This is a genomic window from Streptosporangium sp. CA-135522, from assembly GCF_050949235.1.
In the GTDB taxonomy this organism is placed as follows: Bacteria; Actinomycetota; Actinomycetes; order Streptosporangiales; family Streptosporangiaceae; genus Streptosporangium.
The window spans coordinates 4011548-4036253 of record NZ_CP192026.1 but is presented as its reverse complement, the minus strand read 5'-3'; the positions used below and the strand labels follow the sequence as shown (position 1 = coordinate 4036253).

The 24706-nt window shown below is 69.6% G+C and carries 22 protein-coding genes; 13 read left to right on the top strand and 9 right to left on the bottom strand.

Annotated features, from left to right (window positions below):
- Positions 1-221: 221 nt before the first annotated feature.
- On the bottom strand, positions 222-797 hold the full coding sequence (locus ACQPYK_RS18740) for a ricin-type beta-trefoil lectin domain protein (RefSeq protein ID WP_433256863.1): 576 nt from the start codon (positions 795-797) through the stop codon (positions 222-224).
- A 402-nt stretch (positions 798-1199) separates the two neighbouring features.
- Between ACQPYK_RS18740 and ACQPYK_RS18735 the strand changes: the two genes are divergently transcribed.
- Together ACQPYK_RS18735 and ACQPYK_RS18730 are read left to right on the top strand one after the other, a co-directional pair.
- On the top strand, positions 1200-2627 hold the full coding sequence (locus ACQPYK_RS18735; protein ID WP_433256862.1) for an amino acid permease: 1428 nt from the start codon (positions 1200-1202) through the stop codon (positions 2625-2627).
- Between the two features lie 548 nt (positions 2628-3175).
- Entirely contained in the window at positions 3176-5380 is a 2205-nt protein-coding gene (locus ACQPYK_RS18730; protein WP_433256860.1) for a transglycosylase domain-containing protein, read from the top strand.
- Positions 5381-5494: 114 nt separating this feature from the next.
- Here the strand turns inward: ACQPYK_RS18730 and ACQPYK_RS18725 are convergent, their stop codons facing one another.
- Positions 5495-6310 carry an SAM-dependent methyltransferase gene (locus tag ACQPYK_RS18725; RefSeq protein WP_433256858.1) on the bottom strand — a complete coding sequence of 272 codons (816 nt, stop codon included), beginning with the start codon at positions 6308-6310 and terminating at the stop codon, positions 5495-5497.
- Between the two features lie 197 nt (positions 6311-6507).
- Here ACQPYK_RS18725 and ACQPYK_RS18720 point away from each other — a divergent pair, with 197 nt between their 5' ends.
- The 6 genes from ACQPYK_RS18720 (at position 6508) to ACQPYK_RS18695 (ending at position 12310) form a co-directional block, all read left to right on the top strand.
- A complete protein-coding gene (locus ACQPYK_RS18720; RefSeq protein ID WP_433256856.1) occupies positions 6508-6795 on the top strand; it encodes a heavy-metal-associated domain-containing protein in 288 nt (95 codons plus the stop codon).
- A gap of 141 nt (positions 6796-6936) precedes the next feature.
- Entirely contained in the window at positions 6937-8367 is a 1431-nt protein-coding gene (locus ACQPYK_RS18715) for an MFS transporter (RefSeq protein ID WP_433256855.1), read from the top strand.
- Between the two features lie 123 nt (positions 8368-8490).
- Positions 8491-8772 carry a metal-sensitive transcriptional regulator gene (locus tag ACQPYK_RS18710; RefSeq protein WP_433256854.1) on the top strand — a complete coding sequence of 94 codons (282 nt, stop codon included), beginning with the start codon at positions 8491-8493 and terminating at the stop codon, positions 8770-8772.
- A 55-nt stretch (positions 8773-8827) separates the two neighbouring features.
- Positions 8828-9040: a heavy-metal-associated domain-containing protein gene (locus tag ACQPYK_RS18705; RefSeq protein ID WP_433256852.1), complete on the top strand. Its 213-nt coding sequence runs from the start codon at positions 8828-8830 to the stop codon at positions 9038-9040.
- Positions 9037-10041, top strand: coding sequence for a hypothetical protein (locus ACQPYK_RS18700; protein WP_433256851.1), 1005 nt, complete (start codon positions 9037-9039; stop codon positions 10039-10041). The genes ACQPYK_RS18705 and ACQPYK_RS18700 overlap by 4 nt, the downstream gene beginning before the upstream one ends.
- Positions 10042-10072: 31 nt before the next feature.
- The gene (locus ACQPYK_RS18695) at positions 10073-12310 is read left to right on the top strand and encodes a heavy metal translocating P-type ATPase (RefSeq protein ID WP_433256849.1); all 2238 of its coding nucleotides are present in this window, start codon (positions 10073-10075) and stop codon (positions 12308-12310) included.
- A 484-nt stretch (positions 12311-12794) separates the two neighbouring features.
- On the opposite strand, the gene ACQPYK_RS18690 is transcribed toward ACQPYK_RS18695, so the two are convergent.
- A complete protein-coding gene (locus tag ACQPYK_RS18690) occupies positions 12795-13280 on the bottom strand; it encodes a luciferase family protein (RefSeq protein WP_433256847.1) in 486 nt (161 codons plus the stop codon).
- Positions 13281-13497: 217 nt separating this feature from the next.
- On the opposite strand from ACQPYK_RS18690, the gene ACQPYK_RS18685 reads away from it, so the two are divergent.
- Together ACQPYK_RS18685 and ACQPYK_RS18680 are read left to right on the top strand one after the other, a co-directional pair.
- Positions 13498-13872 (top strand): winged helix-turn-helix transcriptional regulator, encoded by a 375-nt coding sequence (locus ACQPYK_RS18685; protein WP_433256846.1) that lies wholly within the window; start codon positions 13498-13500, stop codon positions 13870-13872.
- Positions 13873-14517: 645 nt separating this feature from the next.
- Positions 14518-14967, top strand: a complete 450-nt coding sequence (locus tag ACQPYK_RS18680; RefSeq protein ID WP_433256844.1) for a hypothetical protein — start codon at positions 14518-14520, stop codon at positions 14965-14967.
- Between the two features lie 379 nt (positions 14968-15346).
- Here ACQPYK_RS18680 and ACQPYK_RS18675 read toward each other — a convergent pair whose 3' ends face one another.
- A complete protein-coding gene (locus ACQPYK_RS18675) occupies positions 15347-16402 on the bottom strand; it encodes an FAD-dependent monooxygenase (RefSeq protein WP_433256842.1) in 1056 nt (351 codons plus the stop codon).
- A 124-nt stretch (positions 16403-16526) separates the two neighbouring features.
- On the opposite strand from ACQPYK_RS18675, the gene ACQPYK_RS18670 reads away from it, so the two are divergent.
- Positions 16527-17429: a TetR/AcrR family transcriptional regulator C-terminal domain-containing protein gene (locus tag ACQPYK_RS18670; RefSeq protein WP_433256841.1), complete on the top strand. Its 903-nt coding sequence runs from the start codon at positions 16527-16529 to the stop codon at positions 17427-17429.
- Between the two features lie 120 nt (positions 17430-17549).
- On the opposite strand, the gene ACQPYK_RS18665 is transcribed toward ACQPYK_RS18670, so the two are convergent.
- The 4 genes from ACQPYK_RS18665 to ACQPYK_RS18650 form a co-directional block, all read right to left on the bottom strand.
- On the bottom strand, positions 17550-18137 hold the full coding sequence (locus ACQPYK_RS18665) for a TetR/AcrR family transcriptional regulator (protein ID WP_433256839.1): 588 nt from the start codon (positions 18135-18137) through the stop codon (positions 17550-17552).
- Between the two features lie 78 nt (positions 18138-18215).
- On the bottom strand, positions 18216-18368 hold the full coding sequence (locus tag ACQPYK_RS18660) for a hypothetical protein (RefSeq protein ID WP_433256837.1): 153 nt from the start codon (positions 18366-18368) through the stop codon (positions 18216-18218).
- Positions 18369-18387: 19 nt separating this feature from the next.
- Positions 18388-19398 (bottom strand): coiled-coil domain-containing protein, encoded by a 1011-nt coding sequence (locus ACQPYK_RS18655; RefSeq protein WP_433256836.1) that lies wholly within the window; start codon positions 19396-19398, stop codon positions 18388-18390.
- A 460-nt stretch (positions 19399-19858) separates the two neighbouring features.
- Positions 19859-20227 (bottom strand): BlaI/MecI/CopY family transcriptional regulator, encoded by a 369-nt coding sequence (locus tag ACQPYK_RS18650; RefSeq protein WP_433256835.1) that lies wholly within the window; start codon positions 20225-20227, stop codon positions 19859-19861.
- Positions 20228-20559: 332 nt separating this feature from the next.
- Between ACQPYK_RS18650 and ACQPYK_RS18645 the strand changes: the two genes are divergently transcribed.
- Complete coding sequence (locus ACQPYK_RS18645; RefSeq protein WP_433256834.1) at positions 20560-21114, top strand: DUF4396 domain-containing protein; 555 nt, start codon at positions 20560-20562, stop codon at positions 21112-21114.
- A 46-nt stretch (positions 21115-21160) separates the two neighbouring features.
- Here ACQPYK_RS18645 and ACQPYK_RS18640 read toward each other — a convergent pair whose 3' ends face one another.
- Positions 21161-23095 (bottom strand): FUSC family protein, encoded by a 1935-nt coding sequence (locus ACQPYK_RS18640; protein WP_433256832.1) that lies wholly within the window; start codon positions 23093-23095, stop codon positions 21161-21163.
- 425 nt (positions 23096-23520) lie between these two features.
- On the opposite strand from ACQPYK_RS18640, the gene ACQPYK_RS18635 reads away from it, so the two are divergent.
- Entirely contained in the window at positions 23521-24699 is a 1179-nt protein-coding gene (locus ACQPYK_RS18635) for a YncE family protein (RefSeq protein WP_433256831.1), read from the top strand.
- The last annotated feature ends 7 nt before the right edge of the window (positions 24700-24706 follow it).

The following is a 24706-nucleotide window of genomic DNA, read 5'->3' as shown; positions in this document are numbered from 1 at the left end:
AATTCATTACAGTCAACATTAGTGACTAAACAGGATGGTCCCGATGCGGAGCGGACGCGAGGATCCCGATCCCGGCTTCCCGCCAGCCTGCGCCTCCGGCGCTCGGCGCACGCCCACAGCCGGCGGCGGCGTCGATCTCGCCCGCACCCGGGCCGGCGCACCGGCCCGGGTGCGGCATCCTCCGCCTCCGCCGACTTCGGCCCTCGCTCCGAAACGATCGGTCAGAAGTCGCCCGGCTCCGCCTGGGTGGCGAACCACGTCTGTGAGGCCTGGGCCTTACATTCCACGGCGGAGACCGCGGCGGTCAGCTGCGGGGTGGTCGCACCGATCTTGAGGCACTTCTTGGTCTGGAAGTTCTGGATCCTGAACCGCTTGCCCGCCGGCTTGAACGCCCACTTCTGCGAGTTCCTCCCGGCGGCACAGGGGGCGATGAAGACGCTCCCGCCGCCGCCGCTCTCCAGGCAACGCGTCGTGCCCTGACTGCGTCCCCTGCTGACGAGCTTGCCTCCGTCGATGTGGTTCCACTGCTGCACCACCTGCTGGTTGCCACCGACGGTGGTGAAGACGTTGCCCCTGCCGCCGGCGTTGACGACGCCGGCCGTCAGGCTCTGATTCGCGTTCGTGATCCGGATCGTTCCGACCGGCGCCGCCGCGGAGGCCGTGACCGCCGCGTCGGCGGGAACGGCCATCGCGATGGCGGCCAGGGCAGCGGTCACCGCGCCCATCACCGCGGAGCCCGTCATACGCCGCCACGTGGCGCCCCCGCCGCCGGCTGATCCGATCATGTGCATGCTCATCGAAGCTCCTGATTGACTCGAACGTGATGGTGAGGCGTGCTCACCACCCGGGATGTGCGAGAGGCAAGGTTCACCCGGGGAGCTGTCCAGAACGAAGACCGTTCACCGCCCGGTTCCTGCTCACCGTCCGGCCGGCGGAGACCGGCGTCGCCCACGGCGACAGGCCGTCTGGGTCGCCAGATACCGGAGGGCGATCTCTTCACCGCCCCGAAGGCACGCTTGACCCCTCGGACGGCAGCGCGGCCAGTGGCTCATCGGGAGCGACCGCGCCCGCCACGGTCAGCCGCGCCGCCCGATCCATCCGGTTTCCAGCATCGGTGCAGGTGAAACGGGGTAAGAGCCCTTCACCAGACCCGACGTCGGGTCGGATGATCCGCTGTGGGCGTGCGGAGAGGATGCGTGATGGCCATATTCCGGTCGGGATCAGGCGTGCTGCGCCGTAAACCCATCGAGCACATCGAGGAGCCAGAGGGAGACAGGAGCGAGCAGCTCACACGCGTGCTGGGGCTGTGGCAGCTCACCGCGATCGGGGTGGGCGGCATCATCGGCGCGGGCATCTTCACGCTCGCGGGCACCGTCGCCAACGGCACGGCCGGACCGGCCGTCGTGGTGTCGTTCCTGATCGCCGGAGTGGCGAGTGCGGCGGCGGCGCTGTCCTACGCGGAGTTCGCCGGGCTCATCCCGAAGGCCGGGTCGGCCTACACCTACGGGTACGCGGTCCTCGGCGAGCTGCCGGGCTGGTTCATCGGCTGGGACCTGCTGCTGGAGTACACCGCGATCGTCGCGGTCGTCGCGATCGGCATCTCCGGCTACTTCTCGTTCCTGATCAGCGACCTGGGCGCGCAACTGCCCGCCTGGATGCTGGGGGCGCCGGGGACCGGCCCGGGACACCGGGTGGACCTGTTCGCCGCCATACTGTGCCTGCTGATCGCCTACCTGCTGAACCTGGGCATGAGGAACGCGGCCCGGTTCGAGACGACCGTCGTCGGGATAAAGGTCGCCGTGGTGCTGCTGGTCATCATCGTCGGCTTCTTCTTCGTCAACAGCGACAACTACACCCCGTTCTTCCCCTACGGCATCGGCGGCGCCATCACCGGAGCGGCCACGGTCTTCTTCGCCGTCTTCGGCTACGACGCCATGAGCACGGCGGCGGAGGAGTCCAAGGACTCCCAGCGCCACATGCCCAAGGCGATCGTGTACTCGCTTGCCATCTCGATGGTGCTCTACGTGCTGGCCTGCCTGGTGCTGACCGGCATGCAGAAGTACACCGAGATCGACAAGGAGAGCGGCTTCTCCACGGCGTTCAAGTCCGTGGGCCTGAACCGCCTGGCGGACGTGATCGCGGTCGGGGCGATCGTCGGCATCCTCACCGTGATGTTCACCTTCATGCTCGGCGTGAGCCGGGTCTGGTTCTCGATGAGCCGCGACGGGCTGCTGCCCAAGTGGTTCGCCAAGACGCATCCGACGCGGCACGTGCCGACGCGCGTGACGTGGATCGTCGGCATCGCCTCGGCGTTCATCGCCGGATTCCTGCCCATCAGGGAGGCGGCGGAGCTGACCAACATCGGCATCCTGCTCGCCTTCGCGGTCGTGTGCGCGGCGGTGATCGTGCTGCGCTACCGCCAGCCCGACCTGCCACGGACCTTCCGCTGCCCGGGGATGCCGGTGGTGCCCGCGATCGGCGTCGTCTTCTCGCTGTGGCTGATCACCTTCCTGCAGTGGCAGACCTGGCTGCGCTTCGTGGTGTGGTTCCTGATCGGCCTGGTCGTCTACTTCGGCTACTCCTACCGGCACTCCGAGCTGGCCAAGACACAGGCCACCGAGCGCTAGACCCACCGAGCGCCAGACGGGAACCCGTTGACGCGGTCGGCATGAGTCTCCGGTCATCACAGAGACGGGTCGGCATGAGTCTCCGGTCATCGCGGAGACGGGTCGGCATGAGTCTCCGGTCATCGCGGAGACGCCATGTCCCGTCGACCGGGCGGAACCTCGATACGGTCGTGAGCGGCGGCCGGAACCTGTCGGCGTGGACCATGTCGTTGAACCCGATGACGAACCCGTCGACCCGTCGCTCTTGAAGACCGCTGAACAGCATCTCCTCCCGCTGGGGGTCGTGCTCGGTGTTACCGAGCAGCGCGATGTGGAACGTTAGCCGGTTCTTCGGACGGGTATCGGGGCCGGCCGGGAACAGACGGTGGAGATCACGATAGGCCATGGGCGGGGGTCCTCCCGGCGGGCGTCTCGGGGCCCGGCCGAACCCGCTGTGACCTGCAATCATGAATGAACCGATATCGATGTCCCGCTGATACCGATATTGGACGCGGGGTGACCCGGTCTGCTTTGCTCCTACCTCCGATGGAGGAGAGCGAGGACAGGGCATGCAAGACGGGCTCACGCCCGAACGGGGTGAGAATCGGCCGAGGACCGCGTCCAAGATCGGGCGTCTTGCCGCCGTGGGGACGGTGGCGGGCGTGCTGGTCGCGGGGATCGCCCTACCGGCGGTGGGGGGTGCGGGCTTCGGCTTCATGTCGGTGGCCGACGAGGTGAACCTCGAACCCGAGGACCTCGCCGAACCGCCACCGGCGGAGGTCACGATCGTCCAGGACGTCAGGGGCGACGAGATCGCGCGGTTCTACGAGGAGTACCGCGAGGTCGTCAAGCTCCACGAGATGGCAGAAGTCATGAAGACCGCGATCGTCTCGATCGAGGACTACCGGTTCTACGAGCACGGCGCGATCGACATCGAGGGTACGATCCGCGCGTTCGCCAAGAACCTGCAGGCGGGCGGGGTGAGCCAGGGCGGGTCGAGCATCACCCAGCAGTACGTCAAACAGGTGCTGCTCAACTCCGCCGGCACCGACGAGGACAGGGACAAGGCGCTGGAGGCCAGCTACGCGCGCAAGCTCAACGAGCTGCGCCACGCGATGGCGGTCGAGCAGAAGTACTCCAAGGACGAGATCCTGGAGAAGTACCTGAACATCGCCTACTTCGGCGCGGGCGCCTACGGCGTCGAGGCGGCGGCCAAGCGGTTCTTCGGCGTCAGGGCCGCCGAGCTCACCCTGCCGCAGGCGGCGACGCTGGCGGGCGCCGTACAGGACCCCAACGCCACCGACCCCAATCTGGGCGGCAAGCAGCGCGAGCGGCTGCTGAACCGGCGCAACGTCGTGCTGGACCGGATGGCCGAGCTCGGCAGGATCACGCGAGCCGAGGCGGCGGAGGCGAAGACCACCAGACTCGGCTACAGGGGCACGAAGCTGCCCGGCGGCTGTGAGGTCAGCGATCATCCGTACTTCTGCGTCTACGTCCGTAACGAGATCATGAACAATCCCGCCTTCGGCAGGACGGCCGAGGCGCGGGAGAAGTTCCTCAACCGCGGCGGTCTGACGATCAGGACGACGATCGACCCCAGGATGCAGGCGGCGGCCGACAGGGCGATCAGGAAGTGGGTCCGCCCCTCCGACGACCCGGCGGCGGCCGAGGCCCTGATCCAGCCGGGCACCGGGGCGATCAGGGCGATGGCGGCCAGCCGGGCGTACGGCCGCGACAAGGCCGGAAACGAGGTCTCCTACAACCTCGTCGCGGACGCCGCGCACGGCGGCGCCACCGGCTTCCAGGCCGGTTCCACCTTCAAGACCTTCACGCTGCTCAACGCTCTGGAGAAGGGCATGAAGGTCGACGACGGCTTCGACGTCGGCGCCGGCTACCGCGCCTCGGGCTACTCGGCGTTCAAGAACTGCAAGGGCGAGAACATCGGCGACCCGACCCACACCGTCACCAACGACGAGGGCACCCCCGGCTGGAAAACCCTGCGGACCGGCACCTGGGGTTCGGTGAACACCTTCTTCATGGAGCTGGAGCAGCGGGTCGGCCTCTGCGACACGGTCAAGACCGCCAGGTCACTGGGCATCCACCGCTCCGACGGGGCGAAGCTCCAGGAGTACGAGTCGTTCACACTCGGCATCAACGAGATGGATCCGGTGACCGTGGCCAACGCGTACGCCGCGATCGGCGCGCGCGGCAAGTACTGTGCGCCGACGGCGATCACCCGGATCACCGACAGGGACGGCGAGGTCACCGACTTCGCGCCCAAGTGCCATCAGGCGCTCGACCCGGAGGTCGCCGACGCGGCGGCCGACGTGCTGTCCGGCGTGTTCACCGAGGGCACGATGCGGGGCGTCGGCGGCATCGGCCGCGACGCCGCGGGAAAAACCGGCACCACCGACGACTACGCGGCCGCGTGGTTCGCCGGATTCACCCCGGACCTGGCCGGAGCGGTCAGCATCGGCGACCCGCGTGGCTCGCAGGAGCACAAGCTGAACGATGTCACGATCGGCGGCCGCCACTACGGCTCGGTGCTCGGCGCCGGTATCCCGGGGCCGATCTGGAAGGACACGATGCTGGGAGCGCTGAGGGGTGTGCGGCCGACGCCGTTCACCCCGATCAACTCGGCGCGGTTCGGCGGCTGCGGCCAGAACTGCCGGCCCACGGCGGCCTCGCCGGATGACGGCGACGGCTCGAACGGGCCCGACGGCGACGGCACGGGCATCCCCCTCGGCAGGGAGACGGCGGCCGACGGCCACTGACACGACGCCGTCGGGTGCCCGCCGGGCGGCTGCCGCCCGGCGGGCACCCGGCACCGGCCGCGGAATGGTCGACGGAGAACCGGCGGCGTCACCGGTAGCGCCGGCCGGGACGCCTCACGGCTTTCGCCCGACGGCGCCGAACTGGGCCACCTCCGCCGGGGCGCCGCCGATGTCGGCGGGTTCGGGCCGCCAGCGCGAGCACGACACCATGCCGGGCTCCAGCAGTTCCAGACCGTCGAGGAAACCGGCGACCTCCTCACCGCTGCGGGCGGTGATCGGGGGCGTGGCGTGCTCGTTCCAGAACCGCATGGCCTCGGCGTTCGCCTCACCGCCGAGTTCCAGAGTGGGGTGGGTGAGCACCAGGTAGCTGCCGGACGGCACGGCGTCCACCAGCCGGCGCACGATCCCCCGCGCCTCATCGGTGTCGAGGATGAAGTTCAGAATCCCCAGCAGCATGATCGCCACCGGCCGGTCGAAGTCCAGTGTCTGCGCGGCCGCCTTCAGGATCGTGCCGGTGTCCCGGGCGTCGGCGTCGATGTAGTCGGTGGCGCCCTGCGGCGAACCGGTGAGCAGGGCACGGGCGTGCACCAGCACGAGAGGGTCGTTGTCGACGTAGACGATCCGCGACTCCGGTCCCAGCCTCTGCGCCACCTCGTGGGTGTTGTCCACGGTGGGCAGGCCGGTGCCGATGTCCAGGAACTGCCGGATCCCCATCTCACCGGCCAGATGGCGGACCGCCCTGCCGAGGAAGGCGCGGTCGGCGCGGGCGACGTGCACGATATCGGGAAACATCCTGAAAACCCGATCGCCGACCTCGCGATCGGCAGGGTAATGGTCCTTACCGCCCAGCCAGTAGTTCCAGACCCGGGCATTGTGCGCCACCTCGGGGTTCAGCTCGCCCGGCTCGGAGAGACTCCGCCTGTCGCTCACACATTCTCCTTGGTCTCGCGCCTGTGGTCCGCCCGGCTTCGCCCGCCATGTGCGGCGACGTCCCGGTGCGATCATGAAAATGGTAGTGAATCCCGGATCGCGTCACACGAATCTCCGATATTGAGAAATAGAACCCATGGGGGGTATGTTACGGTTCCACAGATACCCCACCGGGGTACTTGAGAGAGGAGAATCCCATGTGCTCGGCATGTGCGTGCGGCACCCAGAGCAGCGTCTCGACGCAGGCGACGGCCATTGACCGGAGTGCGAACGTCTACACGGTCAGCGGGATGACCTGCGGCCACTGCGTCTCGGCGGTCTCCGCCGAGATCGGCGGGGTCGGCGGAGTGACCGGCGTCCAGGTCGACCTGACCGGCGGCGCGGTGACCGTCGACGGAACGGGCTTCTCCGACGAGGAGATCCGCGCGGCGGTGGAGCGGGCCGGTTACGCGCTGGCCGACGCCGCATCCGTCGGCGCTTCCTAGAGGAGCCTCACCCGACGAGACAGGCGGTGGGCGCGCATTGGCGTGCGCGCCCACCTGCGGGGCCGGTCCGACTCGAATCACACCAATCCCCACAACGCATCCTGCCATCCTGGCGAGGATGCGAGGAATCAGGAGTGCGGCATGAACGCCGTCAATCCACGCAGGTGGCAGGCACTCATCGTGCTCGCCGCCGCGCAGTTCATGGTCATCATGGACACCTCCATCATCGGTGTCGCCCTGCCGGACATGCAGCGCGACCTCGGCTTCTCCCCGGGTGACCTGCAATGGGTCTTCAACGCCTACGTCATCGCCTTCGGCGGCCTGCTGCTGCTCGGCGGCCGGCTGTCGGACCTGCTCGGCGCCCGCAGGGTCTTCACCGCCGGCTGGATCGTCCTGATCGCCGGCTCCGTCGTGGCCGCGGCGGCGGGCAACGCCTGGGTCGAGATCCTCGGCCGCGGCGTCCAGGGGGTCGGCGGCGCACTCATCGCCCCGGCCTCGATGACCCTGCTGATGATGCTCTTCGGCCACGACCCGCGCGAACTGGGCAAGGCCATGGCCCTGTACGGCGCCGCCGCGCCCGCCGGCGGCACCGCCGGGGTGTTCCTCGGTGGCGTCATCACCGAGTATCTGAGCTGGCCATGGGTCTTCATCGTCTACGTGCCGATCGGCCTGGCCACCCTGGCCGCCGTCCCCGCCCTGCTCCCCTCCGTCCAGGGCAGACGCGGTTCGGTCGACGTGCTGGGCGCCGCCTCCGTCACCGCGGGCATCGCCCTGGCCGTCTACGCCATCGTGCGCGCCCCCGAGCAGGGCTGGGGTTCGGCCGCGACGCTGCTGGAGCTCGCCGGGGCACTCGCGCTACTGGCGCTGTTCCTGGTGGTCCAGCGCACGGTGCGCGAGCCTCTCATGCCGCTGGGCATCTGGCGGACTCCCGGCCTGGCCACCGCCAACCTGGCGATGGCGCTGCTGGGCGCGGCGTGGATCCCGATGTGGTACTTCCTGAACCTCTACCTGCAGCAGGTGCTGGGCTACGGCGCCTTCGCCAGCGGGGCCGCGCTGCTGCCGATGACCGTCGCCATCATGATCTTCATGATCGGCGTCACCGCCCGGCTGCTCGGCCGGTTCGGCGCCAAGCCGCTCATCGTCATCGGCCTGCTCGTCCTGGCCGCCGGCGTGGCGGGCCTGTCCCTGGTGCGGCCGGACGGGGCGTTCGTCTCCGATGTGCTGCCCGCCTCCCTGATCGCCGCGATCGGCATGTCGCTGGCCTACATCCCGGCGATGATGTCGGCCATGTCGGGGGTTCGACCGGAGGAGAGCGGCCTGGCCTCGGGCATCGTCAACACCACCTACCAGGTCGGCTCCGCCCTCGGACTCGCGGTCATGACCGCGATCGCCACCTCCCAGGGAGCGGCCGAGCCGGGGGATCTCCCCGGGCTGACCGACGGTTTCCAGGGTGCCTTCATCGGCGCCGGAGTGGTCGCGGCGGTGGGAGCCGTGCTCACCCTGCTGCTCATGCGCAGGCCGAAGCCTGCGGCTACCGGCACGGACGCCGGCCGCGAGGCAGCACGCGCCTGACCTGGCTCGGGGGCGTGGTCGGGCACGCCCCCACCCCCGGTGCGTCCGGTTCGCGAACCGGACGGGAATACCGTAGGGGGGTACCGTGTTATGGTGTACATGAAGCTGAGCCGAGGGGGAGAGATGGCCGGATACAGTGACACCAAGCAGGACCACCTGCGGCGGCTGCGACGAATCGAGGGCCAGGTCCGCGGCCTGCAACGCATGGTCGAAGAGGACAAGTACTGCATCGACATCCTCACCCAGGTGTCGGCGGCCAACCGCGCACTGCAGTCCTTCGCCCTGGCCCTGCTGGAAGAGCACATGGCGCACTGCCTGGCCGACGCCACCGCCAAGGGCGGCGCCGAGGCCGGAGCCAAGATCAGGGAAGCCTCCGACGCCATCGCCCGTCTCGTCCGTTCCTGATCAGCACCTAGATCCACGCGCATAACCAGATCCACGCAAAAGAGGAGTGACCTCCATGGCCACCAGCACATACACCGTCAAGGGCATGACCTGCGGCCACTGCGTCAGCTCGGTCGAAGAAGAGGTCGGCGCGGTCACCGGCGTCACCGGCGTCCAGGTGGACCTGGCGACCGGCCTGGTCACCGTCGACAGCGACGGTCCCGCCGACGGCGCCGCGATCGCGGCCGCGGTCGAGGAGGCCGGCTACGAAGTGGTGACCCCCTCGTGAACGCCTCCGCGAAACTCGGAGCCTACGCCCTCGGCCTCGTTGTGATCTTCGGTGGCGCCCTGGGAGCCGGCAACGCCGTGGGCTCCACCGGAACGCCGCCCGTCGCAGACGGCCATCAGATCCACACGACCCCGGACCCGAGCCGGTCGGCCGGCGGCCACGGAGCCCACACCGAACCCGCTCCGAACCAGTCCACCACCTCGACATCCATTCCAGGAGGGCTCCAAGTGTCCCAGGACGGCTACACCCTGACCCCCGAGACGACGACGATCCAGCCGGGCCAGGCCACGGACTTCCGCTTCACCGTGACCGGTCCCGACGGCGGGCCGGTCACCGGCTACCAAACCCAGCACGACAAGAAGCTGCACTTCATCGTGGTCTCCCGCGACCTTGGCCACTTCCAGCACCTGCACCCCGAGCTCACCGGCGACGGCGTGTGGTCGGTGAAGCTGACCCTGCCCGAAGCGGGCGCCTACCGGGCGTTCGCCGACTTCGTCCCCGAGGGCGGCAGCGGGCTGACCCTGGGCGCCGACCTGCAGGCCCCCGGCGACTACGCACCCGGAGCGCTACCCCCGGTAAGCCGCACGTCCACGGTCGACGGCTACACCGTCACCCTCGACGGCGACCTGGTCTCGGGCAGGGCGAGCAAGCTCACCCTCAAGGTGAGCAAGGACGGCCACCCGGTCACCGACCTGCAGCCCTACCTGGGCGCCTACGGCCACCTGGTCGCGCTGCGCGGCGGGGACCTGGCCTACCTGCACGTGCACCCCGATGGGGAGCCGGGCGACGGCAAGACGCCCGCCGGGCCGGAGATCACTTTCTACGCCGAGGTGCCCAGCCGGGGCGACTACCGCCTCTTCCTGGACTTCCAGCACGAGGGGACCGTGCGCACCGCGGACTTCACCGCCCGCGCCGACGAGACCCCGGCACAGGCCACGACCGACCCGAAGCCGTCGGCCACGCCGTCCGCATCCGGCTCGCACGGCGCCCACAACCACTGACACCGGACATGACGAGCGGAAGGAGCAGGTGATGTCCCCCCTCACCGACGACAGACCCCAAGGCGCGGTCGAACTCTCGATCGGCGGCATGACCTGCGCGTCCTGCGCCAACCGGATCGAGCGCAAACTCAACAAGCTCGACGGCGTCACCGCGACCGTGAACTACGCCACCGAGAAGGCCAAGGTCACCTTCGGCGAGGGGGTGGACCCGCAGGCGCTGATCGCCGAGGTGGAGAAGGCCGGCTACACCGCCGAGCTGCCCGCCCCGCCCAGCGCCGAAGGCGCGCCGCCCGAGCCCCATGACGAGCTCCGGCCGCTGCGCAACCGGCTGATCACCGCCGCGGCGCTCGCCGTACCGGTGATCGCGATGGCGATGATCCCGCCCCTGCAGTTCACCCACTGGCAGTGGCTGTCGCTCACCCTCGCCGCGCCGGTCGTCGTCTACGCCGGCTGGCCGTTCCACAAGGCGGCCTGGACCAACCTGCGCCACGGCGCCGCCACCATGGACACCCTCGTCTCGCTCGGCACCATCGCGGCGCTCGGCTGGTCGCTGTGGGCGCTGTTCTTCGGCAGCGCCGGCACCCCGGGGATGACCCACCCGTTCGCGTTCACCATCGAGCGCACCGACGGCTCGGGCAACATCTACCTGGAGGCCGCCGCCGGGGTGACCGCGTTCATCCTGGCCGGCCGCTACTTCGAGGCCCGTTCCAAGCGCCGCGCGGGGGCCGCCCTGCGCGCCCTGCTGGAACTCGGCGCCAAAGACGTCGCCGTACTGCGCGACGGCCACGAGAGGCGGATCCCGTCCGACCAGCTCAAGGTGGGCGACAGGTTCGTGGTGCGGCCGGGCGAGAAGATCGCCACCGACGGCGTGATCGAGGAGGGCTCCTCCGCGGTCGACGCCTCGATGCTCACCGGCGAGTCCGTTCCGGTCGAGGTACGGCCCGGCGACGCGGTGACCGGCGCGACCGTCAACGCCGGCGGCCGCCTGGTCGTCCGCGCCACCCGCGTCGGCGCCGAGACCCAGCTCGCCCAGATGGCCAAGCTGGTGGAGGACGCCCAGACCGGCAAGGCACAGGTGCAACGGCTGGCCGACCGCATCTCCGGGATCTTCGTCCCGATCGTGATCGCACTGGCCGTCGGCACGCTCGGCTACTGGCTCGGCACCGGCGGCGGTGCCGGCGCCGCCTTCACCGCCGCGGTGGCCGTGCTGATCATCGCCTGCCCCTGCGCCCTCGGCCTGGCCACCCCGACCGCGCTGCTGGTCGGCACCGGCCGGGGAGCCCAGCTCGGCATCCTGATCAAGGGCCCGGAGGTGCTGGAGTCCACCCGGACCATCGACACCGTCGTGCTCGACAAGACCGGCACCGTCACCGAGGGCAAGATGACCCTCGTCGACGTCGTCACCGCCGACGGTGAGGACGCCGACGAGGTCCTGCGCCTGGCGGGCGCCCTGGAACACGCCTCCGAGCACCCGATCGCCCAGGCCGTCGCCCGCGGCGCCGCCGGCCGCGTGGGCGCGCTGCCCGCACCGGAGGACTTCGCCAACGTCGAAGGGCTCGGCGTCCAGGGCATCGTGGACGGGCACGCCGTGCTGGTGGGCCGTCCCCGGCTGCTGGCGGACTGGTCGCAGCACCTGCCGGCCGAGCTGGAGCGGGCGCTTGAGGCGGCCCAGGCGGCCGGCCGTACGGCCGTCGCGGTCGGCTGGGACGGCCGCGCCCGCGCGGTCCTCGTCGTGGCCGACACCGTCAAGCCGACCTCGGCCGAGGCGATCAGGCAGCTGCGCGCCCTGGGGCTGACCCCGGTGCTGCTCACCGGCGACAACGAGGCCGTCGCCCGGTCCGTGGCGGCGGAGGTGGGCATCGACGAGGTCATCGCCGAGGTGCTTCCGGCCGACAAGGTCGACGTGGTCAAGCGCCTGCAGGACGAGGGCAGGTCGGTGGCCATGGTCGGCGACGGCGTCAACGACGCCGCCGCGCTCGCCCAGGCCGACCTCGGCCTGGCCATGGGCACCGGGACGGACGCCGCCATCGAGGCCTCCGACCTCACCCTGGTCCGCGGCGACCTGCGGGTGGCCGCCGACGCCATCCGCCTGTCCCGCCGCACCCTGCGCACCATCAAGGGCAACCTGTTCTGGGCCTTCGCCTACAACGTGGCCGCCCTGCCGCTGGCCGCGCTCGGCCTGCTCAACCCGATGATCGCCGGGGCCGCCATGGCGTTCTCCTCGGTCTTCGTGGTCAGCAACAGCCTGCGCCTGCGCGGCTTCAAGTAAGCGGGCTCCGACACGGCCTCCGGCACCCCGCCGGAGGCCGTTCCGTTGCGGCGCGGCCAGTCGCGACCACTCCGGTCGGCGAACTAAGCCGCAGCTCAGGGACGGTTGACACCGCCACCACCGGGGATCATGGATCGTAGTGAGTGGGGGAGAGATCCATGCAACCCTGGGCGGCCGTCCTCGGCCTGCCGGCCGTGCTCGCCGGAGGGATGATCGGCGTGTACGCCGCCTCGCTCCTGCTCGCACCGGGGAAAGCCTTGAGGCGGGCCCGTTCCTGTCGGGCGCCCGGCCGCGGGAACACGCCCTGTCCCGGTTCCACGTTCGCTGGTACGCCGTGACGCTGCTCTTCCTCGCTTCGACATGGAGATGGTCTTCATATACCCGTGGGCCCTGGTGGTCGCCGAGGTGGGCGCCGGGGCGCTGGTGAGATGTTCGTCTTCCTCGCGCTGTTACGGTCCGTGACGGACCTGGCCGGTCCGGCGCCTCACCCGGCCCGGGCGACCACTCGATCGCGTCCGGTCGCGTACCGGTAGGAGGCTTCGATCACGGTCCGTGCCACGTGGATCTCCTCGTCATCGCGTGGGCCGTAGAGCATCACCACATTGATCCGGGCGGAGTACAGCGGGTGCCTCTCCCCCCATCCCTTGGCCACCAGTTCCCGCTGGTCCTCGATCGGCAGTGACAGATGCAGGCTGCCGTCGGAGTGCACGTGGGCGAACTCCGCGTCGAGCCGCGGCGGCAGCAGGACGGCGCCCCGGGGTGGAAGGGTTCCGTCGAGGAAGAAGGCCAGCGATCCGGGCTCGGAGATCTCGCTGGGGCGGATGACGGTGCCGGGCAGCTCGGTCGACATCCAACGCTTCAGCTCCTGCCTGATCTCATCGGGGCTGTTCTGGGTGAGCTGAACGTGCGGGACCGACGGACCGGTCTCGGGTCGGTCTCCCTCGCGCGCCGGAAGCTCTGGCATGGTCATGGCGGCTCTCCTCCGCTGTCGGGTCCACTGTCGAGTCCGCTGTCAGGTCCGCTCCGGGTCCGCTTCGGGGCCGCTGCCGGGCCTGCGTTCGGTCGTGTCGGCGGTCGGTGTGGCCGCTCGATCCGCCTAACGGAAGAAAGCTAACATCCTCGATATAGTAGGTTCCTAGAAGATAGTTACTCTCCTTTGAATGCCGAGGGTACGGAAAGGCGGGTTCGTGTCCGAGCAGACGGCTGAGGCGTGCCCGATCAACCCGGTGGTGGATCTGATCTTCAGCCGCTGGACCACGCCGATCCTGTGGGTGCTGCGGCACCACGGCCGGCAGCGTTTCAACGAGCTCCACGGACGACTGCCCTCGATCACCGCCAAGGTCCTCACGCAACGGCTGCGGCGACTCGAGCGTGACGGGTTGCTGACACGCACCTACCACGCGGAGATCCCACCCCGGGTCGAGTATGAGATCAGCGAGCTCGGACTCACGCTCAGCACGGTCTTCGCGACCCTGGTGAGCTGGTCGGACGCCCATCTGCCGGCGGTGGAGGACGCCAGGCGCCAGTACGACGCCGACCACGATCTCGGCACCCACCTCTGAACCCGGCACCCGCCCCTGAACCTGGCCCCTGCCGTTTCGGGATGCGCGGGCAGGCGGAACGATCTCAGCTTCGATGTCTCCGGGACGGCTCAGGTCCTGTCACCTGGAGAGCGTTTCATTTGGTGGTCGCTCGTTGCGTGAGACGTGGAAACGTTCATGGACGGCCGGTCCCTGGGTGCGGTCGTGTCTTCGGCATGGGAGCGGTGGACCAGGACCAGGTGGCCACGGCCGGTCATCCGCCAGAGCCGGACGGGCACCCGTGCCCAGGCGTAGCAGCGTGGCGGCGGTGACACGAACGCCGCCCGGCGCCGCCCCGCCCGGCCGTTGACCCACCGATCGCGCGGCGGGTCTCGCCGTAAGGCGAGTGCCGAGGTGAGCGGTAAGTGGGCAGAAAGTGGACAGCCTTTTGGCATGTCGTCGATTTCGCGCTGGGTCTAGTGTCGATTTCGGAAAAGATAGCCGTGGCGGCCGTCGCGACAGACGGCATGAGACCGGTTACGCGCATCCGGACACCATTCCGCGGGGGATCACTCCCCTTCTCCACCAGGAGGCTGATTTCGACGACATATGTCTGCCAGTGATGCTTCAAGCGCCGCAGCGTCGGCGCGGAATCCATATTCGGATCAAGCCAGAAAGGCGTGTTCGATGCAAATGATTAAAACTACGATCGCTGGATTTGTTGCGTTGGCCGGCGCGACCGTCATGCTCGTCGGGGGTGGCGCCTCCAGTGCCAGCGCACAGGCCGGCGAGGGTCGCTACAACATCATGATCAACACGAACAACACGTACTTCGTTGCCGATTACTGCGTGCTGACGACCACCAGCGGCAATTCCCGCGCCCAGTGCAGCGGGAACAAGGAGTCGGCCTCGAAATTCCGGATGGGCGTGGTCCACAACCCCGGAGACAGAGTCTGGCTGGACGTCAATATCGTCGCCGGCAAGGACCGTAAGGGCATCGACCTTCGGGGAACGCACTATATTACGGTGGAGGGCGATCTCTCTGGTATAGATGTCTGCGGATGGAGCAGCAAAGCCGCGTACGACGACGAAAGGCAAGGGGTCGGCCTGCATGGCGACCCCTCGTGCAGGCCATAGCGGGCATCGTCGGCGACCGTATGGCACATGTCGTCGATGACCCCCGGTAGGCGGTGAGGCCTCCGCGTGCTTGGGGAACCTTCCTGCGGTTTCTCAAGCGCCGGAGGATCCATGAGCGTTTCGACGCGCCGTCCGGTCCTGGCGCGACAGCCCGTGCCCGCCGGCGTCCGCTCCGCCCCGCCTCGCAGACGCCACCGACCAGCGGGAACGCGTCCCCGTAGCCCCTGATGACCGCTCGTGAGCCGGCCGTCCGGCGAACTCACGGCTGAACGGCCACCGCAGGTGAGCCCTCGCGGCCCCTGGACGCGTAGTCCCTCAGCTTGACGATCTCCGTGCGCGTCACCTCGGGAGCGTTCGCGGCGATCATGTCGAGGATCTCCTAGGTCGGGGGGTCCATGAAGAACCGCTCGGCCCCCTCGCGCCCGACCTGCTGGTGCTCGGTGACGTAGCCGCGCATCTGCCGCTCGTAGGCCGTGAAGGCGGCGGCGTGGTCGCCGCCGGCCTCGGCCAGCTCGCCGGCCAGGATGTACGCGCCGATCAAGGCCTGCGAGGTGCCCCGGCCCGAGGTCGGGCCCGAGCAGTAGCCCGCGTCGCCGAGCAGCACGACCCTGCCCTCGGACCAGCGGTCCATCACGATCTGGGCGTTGGCGTCGAAGTAGAAGTCCTCGGCGGACATCATCTCCTTCAGCAGCCGCGGCACCTCCCAGCCCTCGCCGGCGAAGTGCTCGGCCACGATGCGCCTGTGCTGCTCGACGTCGCGCCGGTCGTAGTCGAGCGGGTCGGAGACGAAGTGCAGCGCGGCCCTGGCCTCGGTGTTGTCTCGGGCGCTGAAGATGTTGGCCGCCTTGCCGGGCACGGTGTAGAGCCGGCCGGTGTTCTCCAGGCCGAGGTAATTGTCGAGGTTGAAGATCGCGGTATAGATGCCCAGGTGACGCAGGAACGGCTCTTCGGGGCCGAAGACCAGCTCCCTGGTGCGCGAATGGAGCCCGTCGGCGCCGACCACCAGGTCGAACATGCGCGGCTCGCCACGCGCGAACGTCACGCGCACGCCCGTCTCGTCCTGCTCCAGGGAGGCGATCGAGTCGCCGAAGACGTATTCCACGTCGTCGCGGGTGGCCTCGTACAGGATGCGGGTCAGGTCGCCCTTGAGGATCTCCAGGTCGCCCGCGAAGATCACCGCCGGAAGCGTGGCGTACCGGTTGCCGTCACCGTCCACCATCGCCGCGTCGCCCATGTGGGTGTCGAGCGCACGCACCTGCTCAAGGAGACCCATCCGGTCGAGGACGTCGAGAGCCTCGCCGCGGAAGTCGACCGCGTAGCCGCCGTCGCGGACCTGCCGGGCCGGTTCCACGACGGTCGGGGTGTGGCCGTGGCGGCGCAGCCAGTAGGCCAGAGCGGGGCCCGCGACGCTGGCACCGGAGATGAGGATGTTCATGGCGTTTCTCCCTTGCTTACCGTGTTGCGTACAACGTACATGTGTTGAAAGCGTCTGGAAAGGTATTATTTGCGGAGTGTACTAGTCCACTAGACTGGGTGTACTAGTACATGAGAGGAGCGCCATGCCCCCGTACGCGCGCATCGCCGCCGAGATCAGACGGCGTATCACCGCAGGTGAGCTCCGGCCTGGAGAACAGGTGCCCTCCACGCGCGCGATCACCAGGGAGTGGGGCGTCGCCATCGCCACCGCCACCAAGGCGCTCAACGCGCTGCGCGAGGAGGGGCTCGTGCGTGCCGTCCCCGGTGTGGGCACGGTGGTCAGCGCGGCGCCCCGGCAGGCCGTCCCCCACACCGGCGGTGCCGGTCCGGTCCGCGACCGGATCGTGCGTGCCGCGATCCGGCTCGCCGACGCCGAGGGGCTCACCGCGGTCACCATGCGGCGCATCGCCGCCGACCTGGGCGTCGCGACCATGTCGCTCTACCGGCACGTGCAGAACAAAGGCAGTCTGGTCACCCTCATGGCTCAGACGGCATTCGCCGAGAAGCCCCTGCCCGAGCCGCCCAGCGGGTGGCGGGCCCGCCTGGAGACCTCCGCCAGGACCCAGCGGGACCTGTACCTCAGGCACCCTTGGCTGGCCCAGGCCATGAATCTGAACAGACCGCTGCTGATCCCCAGCAGCATGCTCCACATCGAATGGGCGTTGTGCGCCCTCGAAGGGCTCGGCCTCGACGACGACACCCGCCTGCACGCGGCCATCACACTGTTCGGGTACGTCCGCGGCAACGCCGTCGATCTGGAGTCGGAGAGGCAGGCCGGCCAGGACACCGGCATGGACGGCGAGCAGTGGCTCGACTCCCAGGACGAGACGATGGCCGCGATTCTGGCCGACGGGCCTTTCCCCACCTTCGCGGCCATCAGGCGGGGGCCGGGAGTGGACGTGAGCGTGGACTCACTGTTCGAATTCGGGCTCGCCAGGCTGCTCGACGGGATCGCCGCGCTGATCGACGGGGACCGGATCGGCTGACACGAACGCGTCCCGGAACGCGTCGTCCCACGGCCGCCGCGGGCCAGGCGAGCCGAGCCGGTCAGGTGGAGTCCGGACTCCTCCCGGAAGCGGGAGGGGCGCTCGCATACGCGGGGCCGCTCATCGCCCGGCCGGCGGCACCGCCCCCGCCACCAGCGCGCACAGCGCGGCCAACGCCTTCTCGGGATCGACCCGGTCGGGCGCCAGCAGCCACTGCTGGTGGATGCCGATCCCGGCGCCGACGATCGTGACGGCCAGCGCCTCGGCGGACAGCTCGGGCGGCAGCGGCAACCGCTCCAGCCACCTCCTGCAGTGCTCGCGCAGGGTGTTGTGGATCTCGAGGTAGCGGCCGTGGATGGGCGAGCCCGGCTCCAGCGCTTCCACCAGGAGCGTGACGAAGAGCCTGGTGGTGGGCAGGGTGAACAGGGTGTTGAGGCCCTCCATCAAGCGGTCGAACCCCGCCTCCACCGACCCCGGCTCCTCGGTGAGGCCGACGCGGATCAGGTTCACCGAGCGTTCGAGAACGGCCAGCAGCAGGCCCTCCTTGCCACCGAAGTGCCACGGGATCGATCCCCTGCTGATCCCCGACCGCTCGGCCACGTCGGCGAACGTGGTCTGCCGGTAACCCTTCTCCGCGAACAGTTCCGCCGCCGCCACGAGGATCAGCTCGCGGCTCTCCCGACTCGTCTGCTCTCGTCGCGTTGTCACGCCGCCCCCTTCTATGCCAGTACTCATATCCTATGCCATTCAACATAGGAGGTCGCTTCGCGGTTCGCCACCTACGCGTCAGCCGGCGGAGACCGGGTCGGCGCCATCGGCCCGGACGGCGACGTTCCCCTCTTGCGCGGCGGCGTCCGGTTCGGCCTCGAGCCGGAGATCGGCGCCGCGGGGAGTGCGATCGGACAGCGCCCTCAGAGGGATGACCACCCACGTGACCACGGGTCAGAACGTCAGGACGTCAGTAGACCGAGATGTGGGGATGATCGAAATGATTGGCCGTGGTGCCGCCGCGGTCGGACATCGTCCGCCAGGTGCCGGTGCGGACGTGCCAGATCCGCTGACGGAAGATGATGTACATGATGCCCAGGCGCCGGGCGTTCTTGATGGCCCAGGCCGCGATCTGGTGCCCGCGCTGGGTTTCGGCGGCGGAGGGCATGCCGCCCCCGTGACTGAGCATGAAGTCGCAGGCGCGGCCGAGCGGGTGCTCTCCGCCGCCCGCGATGCCGCCGTCGGCCCGGTAGCAGCCGATCCCGAACCGCGGCCCGAACCGTTGCGCGACCAGCTGCCGGACCAGGCGCATCCTCGGCGTGATGTTGTCCGGTCCTGACGGGAGTTGAGGAACCCATGTGCCGTCGGCTCTTCTGAGTCCGGGGGTGGGGTAGATCTGGTCGATCTTGTCCTTGATCTGGTCGATCAGCTTCTTCGCTCGCTTCTTCTGGCCGTCGAGCTTCTTGAGCGACGCGCGCAGCTCGCCGGCGCGCTTCTCCGCCGCCTCCTGCGCCCGCCGGTGGAAGTCGCGGACCTTCTGAAACCCCTCCAACCTGGCATCCTGCTCGCTCACGATCTGCTGAGCGAGGGCCAGGCGGTTCAGCATGCCGGCCGGATCGACGTCCCCCACCAGCGCGGAGGGCACGTTCATCCCGCCGGTGCGATACTGCTCGACGGCCAGCAGGCGGATCTCGGTGGAGGCCCGCTCCAGCTCCTGCTGCGCGCGTTTCAGGTTGCCGCGCGCCACCTTCTCGGTCTTGTCCACCTTCTGCAGCTCGATCCGCCCGGCGTAGTACTCGGCGATCATGGTTTCCGACTGCTTCTGGAGCTGCGCCAGCTCCTTGCGGAGTTTCTTGGCGCTCGGCTTGGGCGCGGCCTGGCCCGCCGAGGCCACGCAGGCGCACAGGATCACGGCGGTGAGCGCCGAGACGAGGGCTCGGAACGCGTCGCGACGCCGAATCCCGCGGGACGCAGCCGTCACGCTTCTCCCTTTTCCGAAGGTGGGGACGCCTGCCATCACATGTCCGGCCGGAACGCCCTTCGTCCGATGGACGGTAGTAGGGGATGATGCCGCGACGGCCCCCATTGTGCCAAATCCGACATAAAGCACTTCAGGGGAAAGAATGCCTGATTTTGCACCCCTCGTTCCCCTCGGGCCACTTCCGTCATCGTTCTTCACGACCCGGTCGCGGGGACAGTGGCGACCCTTCGCCACGGGACGATCTCGCGCACATCACCTTGAGAGTGTCTCTACTAGCCAAGATAGTAGTATGGCGACCTCAGAACGATCGGACGTCTCGACCACCCCGCCCGCCGTCGCTCGCCACCAGCCGCCGTCGCGAACGCGGCGGTGGCCAGGAGATCGAGGTCGTGTGGCAGCGGCGGGCCGGAAACGAACTCGCCCCCGGAGATCGCAGCCACCGCCGCCAGGACGGCGGCCGTCACACACGACCCCCAGGGGGGTATACCTTCAGCGCGGCCTCGAGCGCGACCGCCTCCTCCGGCGTCAGCCGCTCCAGGAAGTGCACGAGAGTGGCCGCCTGGTTACCGCCGGAGGCGAGCGTTTTCCGCATCAGCTCGGCGGTGTAGGCCTCTTTGGTGGTCACCGTCTCGTAGACGTAGGCCCGGCCGACCGCCTTTCTGCGCAGCAGACCCTTGGTGTGCAGCTTGTCCATCACCGTCATGACGGTGGTGTAGGCGATCTCCCGCTCGCGGCGGAGATCGTCGAGCACGTCCCGGACAGAGGCGGGCCGGCGGGACGACCACAGGCGATCCATGATCACAGCCTCCAGATCTCCCAGTCCGCGCATCGTGTGAGGCTCCCATCTACCGCGAGTCGTCCAATGCTACCGAGCATCGTAGACGTCCCGCCATGTCCGCACCGCTCGCATCGACGCGGTGGCGGGTGACGACGACGCTCCCGCACCGGACATCGCCCTCCCCTGCACGGCCTGCCCGCTTCCACCCCCTCGCGCTCGCCAGCTGACACCGATCGCCGATCGTAGACCGGTAGCAGAGAGGCCTCTCCGCCGGAGCGCCCAGTGCCGGTACGCTCGGCGTCCGGCTCGTTCGCGCCATTGCCATATACCCCCCACAGGTATAACGTGATCGAGTCAGCGGGATTGAGGGCAAGGAGGACGTGATGTCCGAGTCGGTGCAGCACACGGATCACGCCGGTCACACAGGCGACCACGCGGATGGGCACGGTCATGCGAGAGAGCATGGGCACGTTCACCACGTGCACGAGGGCCACACCTCGGGGGTGACGTGGCGGATGGCCGCGTCGGCGACCCTGCACTGCCTGACCGGGTGCGCCGTCGGCGAGGTGCTCGGCATGGTGATCGGCACCGCGCTGGGGTGGTCGACCCTGCCGGTCGTCGTCCTCGCCGTCGTGCTGGCCTTCCTCTCCGGCTACGCGCTCACCCTGCTGGGACTGCGCAGGGCGGGTGTCGGCTGGCGCCAGGCCGTACGGCTGGCACTGGCCGCCGACACCGTGTCGATCATCGTCATGGAGATCGTTGACAACGGCGTGATGATGGTCGTCCCGGGTGCCATGGAGGCCGAGCTCGCCTCCGGCCTGTTCTGGGGCACTCTGGCGCTCTCCCTGCTGGTGGCCTTCGTCGTCACCACGCCGGTCAACAAGTGGATCATCGGTCGGGGCAGGGGGCACGCGGTGGTCCACGCCTACCACCACTGACGGTCCCGTTCGCCTCATGAAGCGCGAGGGCCGCGCGGCCGGCGGCCTAGGACGAGCTCCCGCCGGCGCCGGAGTGGTCCGACACGGTGTCGCGCAGGCCCTGCACGGCGGAGTTCACCCGCTCCACGGCCTCCTCGTCGGCGAGCTCGGGTTCTCTCGGCGCCCGTCCCTCTCGGACGTCGGCGGCGATGTTCTCCAGAGAGACCGCCAAGGCCCGGACGGCCGTCTCCGACGGCGGCGGCGCGCCGTGTTCGGTACGGGCGACGGTAGCGACGGCCGCGTCGGCCACCTGTTCCAGCGCGGTCATCGCGGGCATCCAGGTGGTGATACGCCGGCTGACCACACGCGGTTCGGTCACCGCCTGCTGGAAGACGGTCCTCAGATCGGCCAGGGCGTCGTAGGCCTTGCGGCGCAGCAGCGCCTTTCCGGTGTCGTTCGGGTCGAACGCGTGCCGGAGGTAGCGTGCGGTGGCCGACACCGCGTCGGCGAACCATGGTCCGACCGGCGCCTCCCAGTTCGCCGGCCATGGCAGATATCCCAGCAATAAGACGATGACGCACCCGATCAGGGTGTCCACCAGCCGGATCTCCGCCAGCTTCGGACCGCCTTGGCTCGGCAGGTCCACCAGGAGCAGCATCAGCGGCACCTGGAAGGCCGACGTCAGTCCCCAGTTGCGCTGCATGCCGTACGGCAGGAGCCCCGCGAAGACGGCGATCGGGACCAGGAGCGCCGGGCCGTACGGCACCACGACGAGCACCACCGTGCCGATCAGCGTGCCCGCGAGCGTCCCGAGCGCGCGCCGTACGGCACGCGCGAAGACCGATCCGAAATCGGGCTTGAGCACCAGCGCGACGGTGAGCATCAGCCAGTAGGACCGCTCCAGCCGGCCGGACTCGCTCACCGCGCCGGCGACGCCCATGCAGAGCGCGAGCCGGACCGTGTGGACGCGGGCGAGGGGCCCGTACCACATCCGCCGCCACAGCGCCCGGAGCCGCCGGCCATGGCCGACCGGCTCGGCCGCGATGTCGCCGCCGGAGGCCAGCTCGACGGCGCCCTGCACCGCGGAGTGCAGGGCGCGCAGGGCGGGTGAGGCGAACGGGGCGCACGCGTGCCGCGAGGTCCGCGGCGCTCCTTCGCCGGCGGGTGATGCGGCGAATGATCCGGCGATCTCCTCGACGGCGTCCGCCAGGTCCCCGGGCGGCTCGCGTTTCTCCTGGCACAGTGAGACCAGGGCGTTGCGGATGAGCGAGGACTGGTTGAGCAGGGCGACCAGCCGGGTGCGCTCGGGGTCGGTGCCCGCCGCCGAGGAGCGGGCGCTGAGCACCGTGTCGTAGCCGTTCCTCAGCGCGGTGTCGAACGCCGCGAGCGCCTCGGGACCGCGGTCGGCGAACACCCCTCCGAGCGCCCGGTAGGTCGTGGCCACCGCGGCCTCCTCCGCCGCCCGGGGACGCAGCGGCCAACGGACCGACGCCAGCGCGACGGCCCACAGCGCGCCCGACACGAACTTCAGCGTGTTCAGGCCGGGCGATCCCGGCAGCGCCATGCCGGTGCCGAGCACCGTCATCACGAGCAGTTGGAGGCCGGCCGCCGAGCCCGCGGCTCCTCCCGTGCTGACGAACACGGACACCACCGAGACGGCCACCACCACCAGCACCGTCCACCAGCCGTGGCCCCGCGCCACGGCCCCGGTGAGGTATCCCAGCGCTCCGGCGGACCCGGCCGCGCCCATCAGGATGATCCTGGCCCGGTAGGAGCCGCCCCGGTCGGCCAGGGCGATGGACATGACGCCTATGGCCGGCAGCAGGCCGAGCGCGAGCTGTCCGGCGGCGAGCCCCACCAGCAGCGGGGTGACGATGCCGATGGCCATACGCAGCATCGGCTCCCAGCGGAGCGCCGCCGGCGCCGGCCGTACCGTCTCCACCAGCCAGCCCGGGGCGGCGTCGGTCAGTCTGTCGGCGGCCCGCCGGAAGAGCGGTGACATCGCTGACCGCCCGCGCTCAGCGCGCCGGTCCGCCGGGGCGCACCGGCCCGTGGACCGGCCCGCCGGGATGGACCGGCCCCGTACTGTTCGCTTCGCCCTTCACGGGCGCTCCCCTACCCCTCCGTCCGTCCGGCTTATCCCCGCGTTCACCGACGAACGGTTGACCGTCCTGCTTCGTGGCCCACGCCCGGGAGTGGCTTGTCAGGGCGGAGACAATCCCGTCGCACGAATTACCGGCGCAGGCACAAGCGCCCGTCCGCGAGCGCGGGTAGCGTTCTCGGCTGAACGGATTCCGGCCGTAAGGGCGGGTGCGGCCTCCCGCCGTCACCGATCGCGACGGCCGGTGCCCGCGGCGCGAGTTCACGGAAGTGCCCATCGACCGAGAGGACGGCGTCGCCGTGCGCGCACCTTCCATGAAATCCGTCATGCCGCTCTCCGCGGTCGCCGTGCTGCTGGCGTCCCTCGTCGCCCCGGCGCCCGCCGCCCGGTCGGCGTCCCTGCGCGAGGTGCTCCTGGTGGGCAACGGGCAGGGTGGGACGGTCAGTTTCATCGACGGCCGTACCTACCGCAATCTGGGCTCCTTCGACACGGTCCCGGATCTGGAGGAGCGTCTGAGGGCGATGAACCCGGTCGAGCGCGCGGGCTACGAGGCGGTCAACCGGATCCAGGGATACCGCAAGCTCGTGGACGACATGGCGGTCTCCCCCGACGGGCGCACGCTGTACGTCTCCCGCGGCAACCTGTCGGACGCGGTGGCCTTCGACATCGCCGGCCGCAGGATGCTGTGGCGTTACAAGATCGAGGGATTCAAGGCCGACCACGCGGCGCTCTCGGCCGACGGCCGGTTCTTCATCGTGTCGGCGACGACGGCCTCGGCGGCACAGGTGATCGACACCGCCACCGGCGCGCTCGTGACCGACATCCCGACCGGGGCCTACCCGCACGCCAACGACTACTCCCCCGACGGGAGCCTCCTGTACAACTCCAGCATCGGCGTCACCTCCCTGCCCAGGTCGCTGAACGCCCTCAAGGGGGCCCGGCAGCTCACGGTCGTGGACGGCGCCACGTTCAAGGTGCTCAGGAAATACACCTTCGAGTACGGCATCCGCCCCGCGGTGTTCACCCCTGACAACCGGACGATGTACGCCCAGCTCTCCTACCTCAACGGCTTCGCCGAGATCGATCTGACCACCGGGAAGATCACCCGGAAGGTCGAGATGCCCTACAGCGACGCGGGTCGCGAACTCGCCGCCGACGACTACCCGCAGAATTCCGCGCACCACGGCATGGCGATGTCCGCCGACACCGGCAAGCTCTGCGTGGCGGGCACGATCGACGACTACGTGGCGATCGTCGATCGTCCGGGGCTGGCCGCGCGGGGGTATGTGCACTACGAGACCGGCAGCCTGCCGTACTGGACGGCCACCGGTCCCGACGGCGGGCACTGCTTCGTCTCGCTCAGCGAGAGGGACGCGATCTCGGTCGTGGACTACGACACCGCGCGGGAGGTGGCCCGCGTGCCGGTGGGACGTTTCCCTCAGCGTGAGCGGTTGGGCCAGGTCCCCGAGGACGTGCTCGGTTCCCTGGACGCCGCCGCGGGCTGATCCGCAG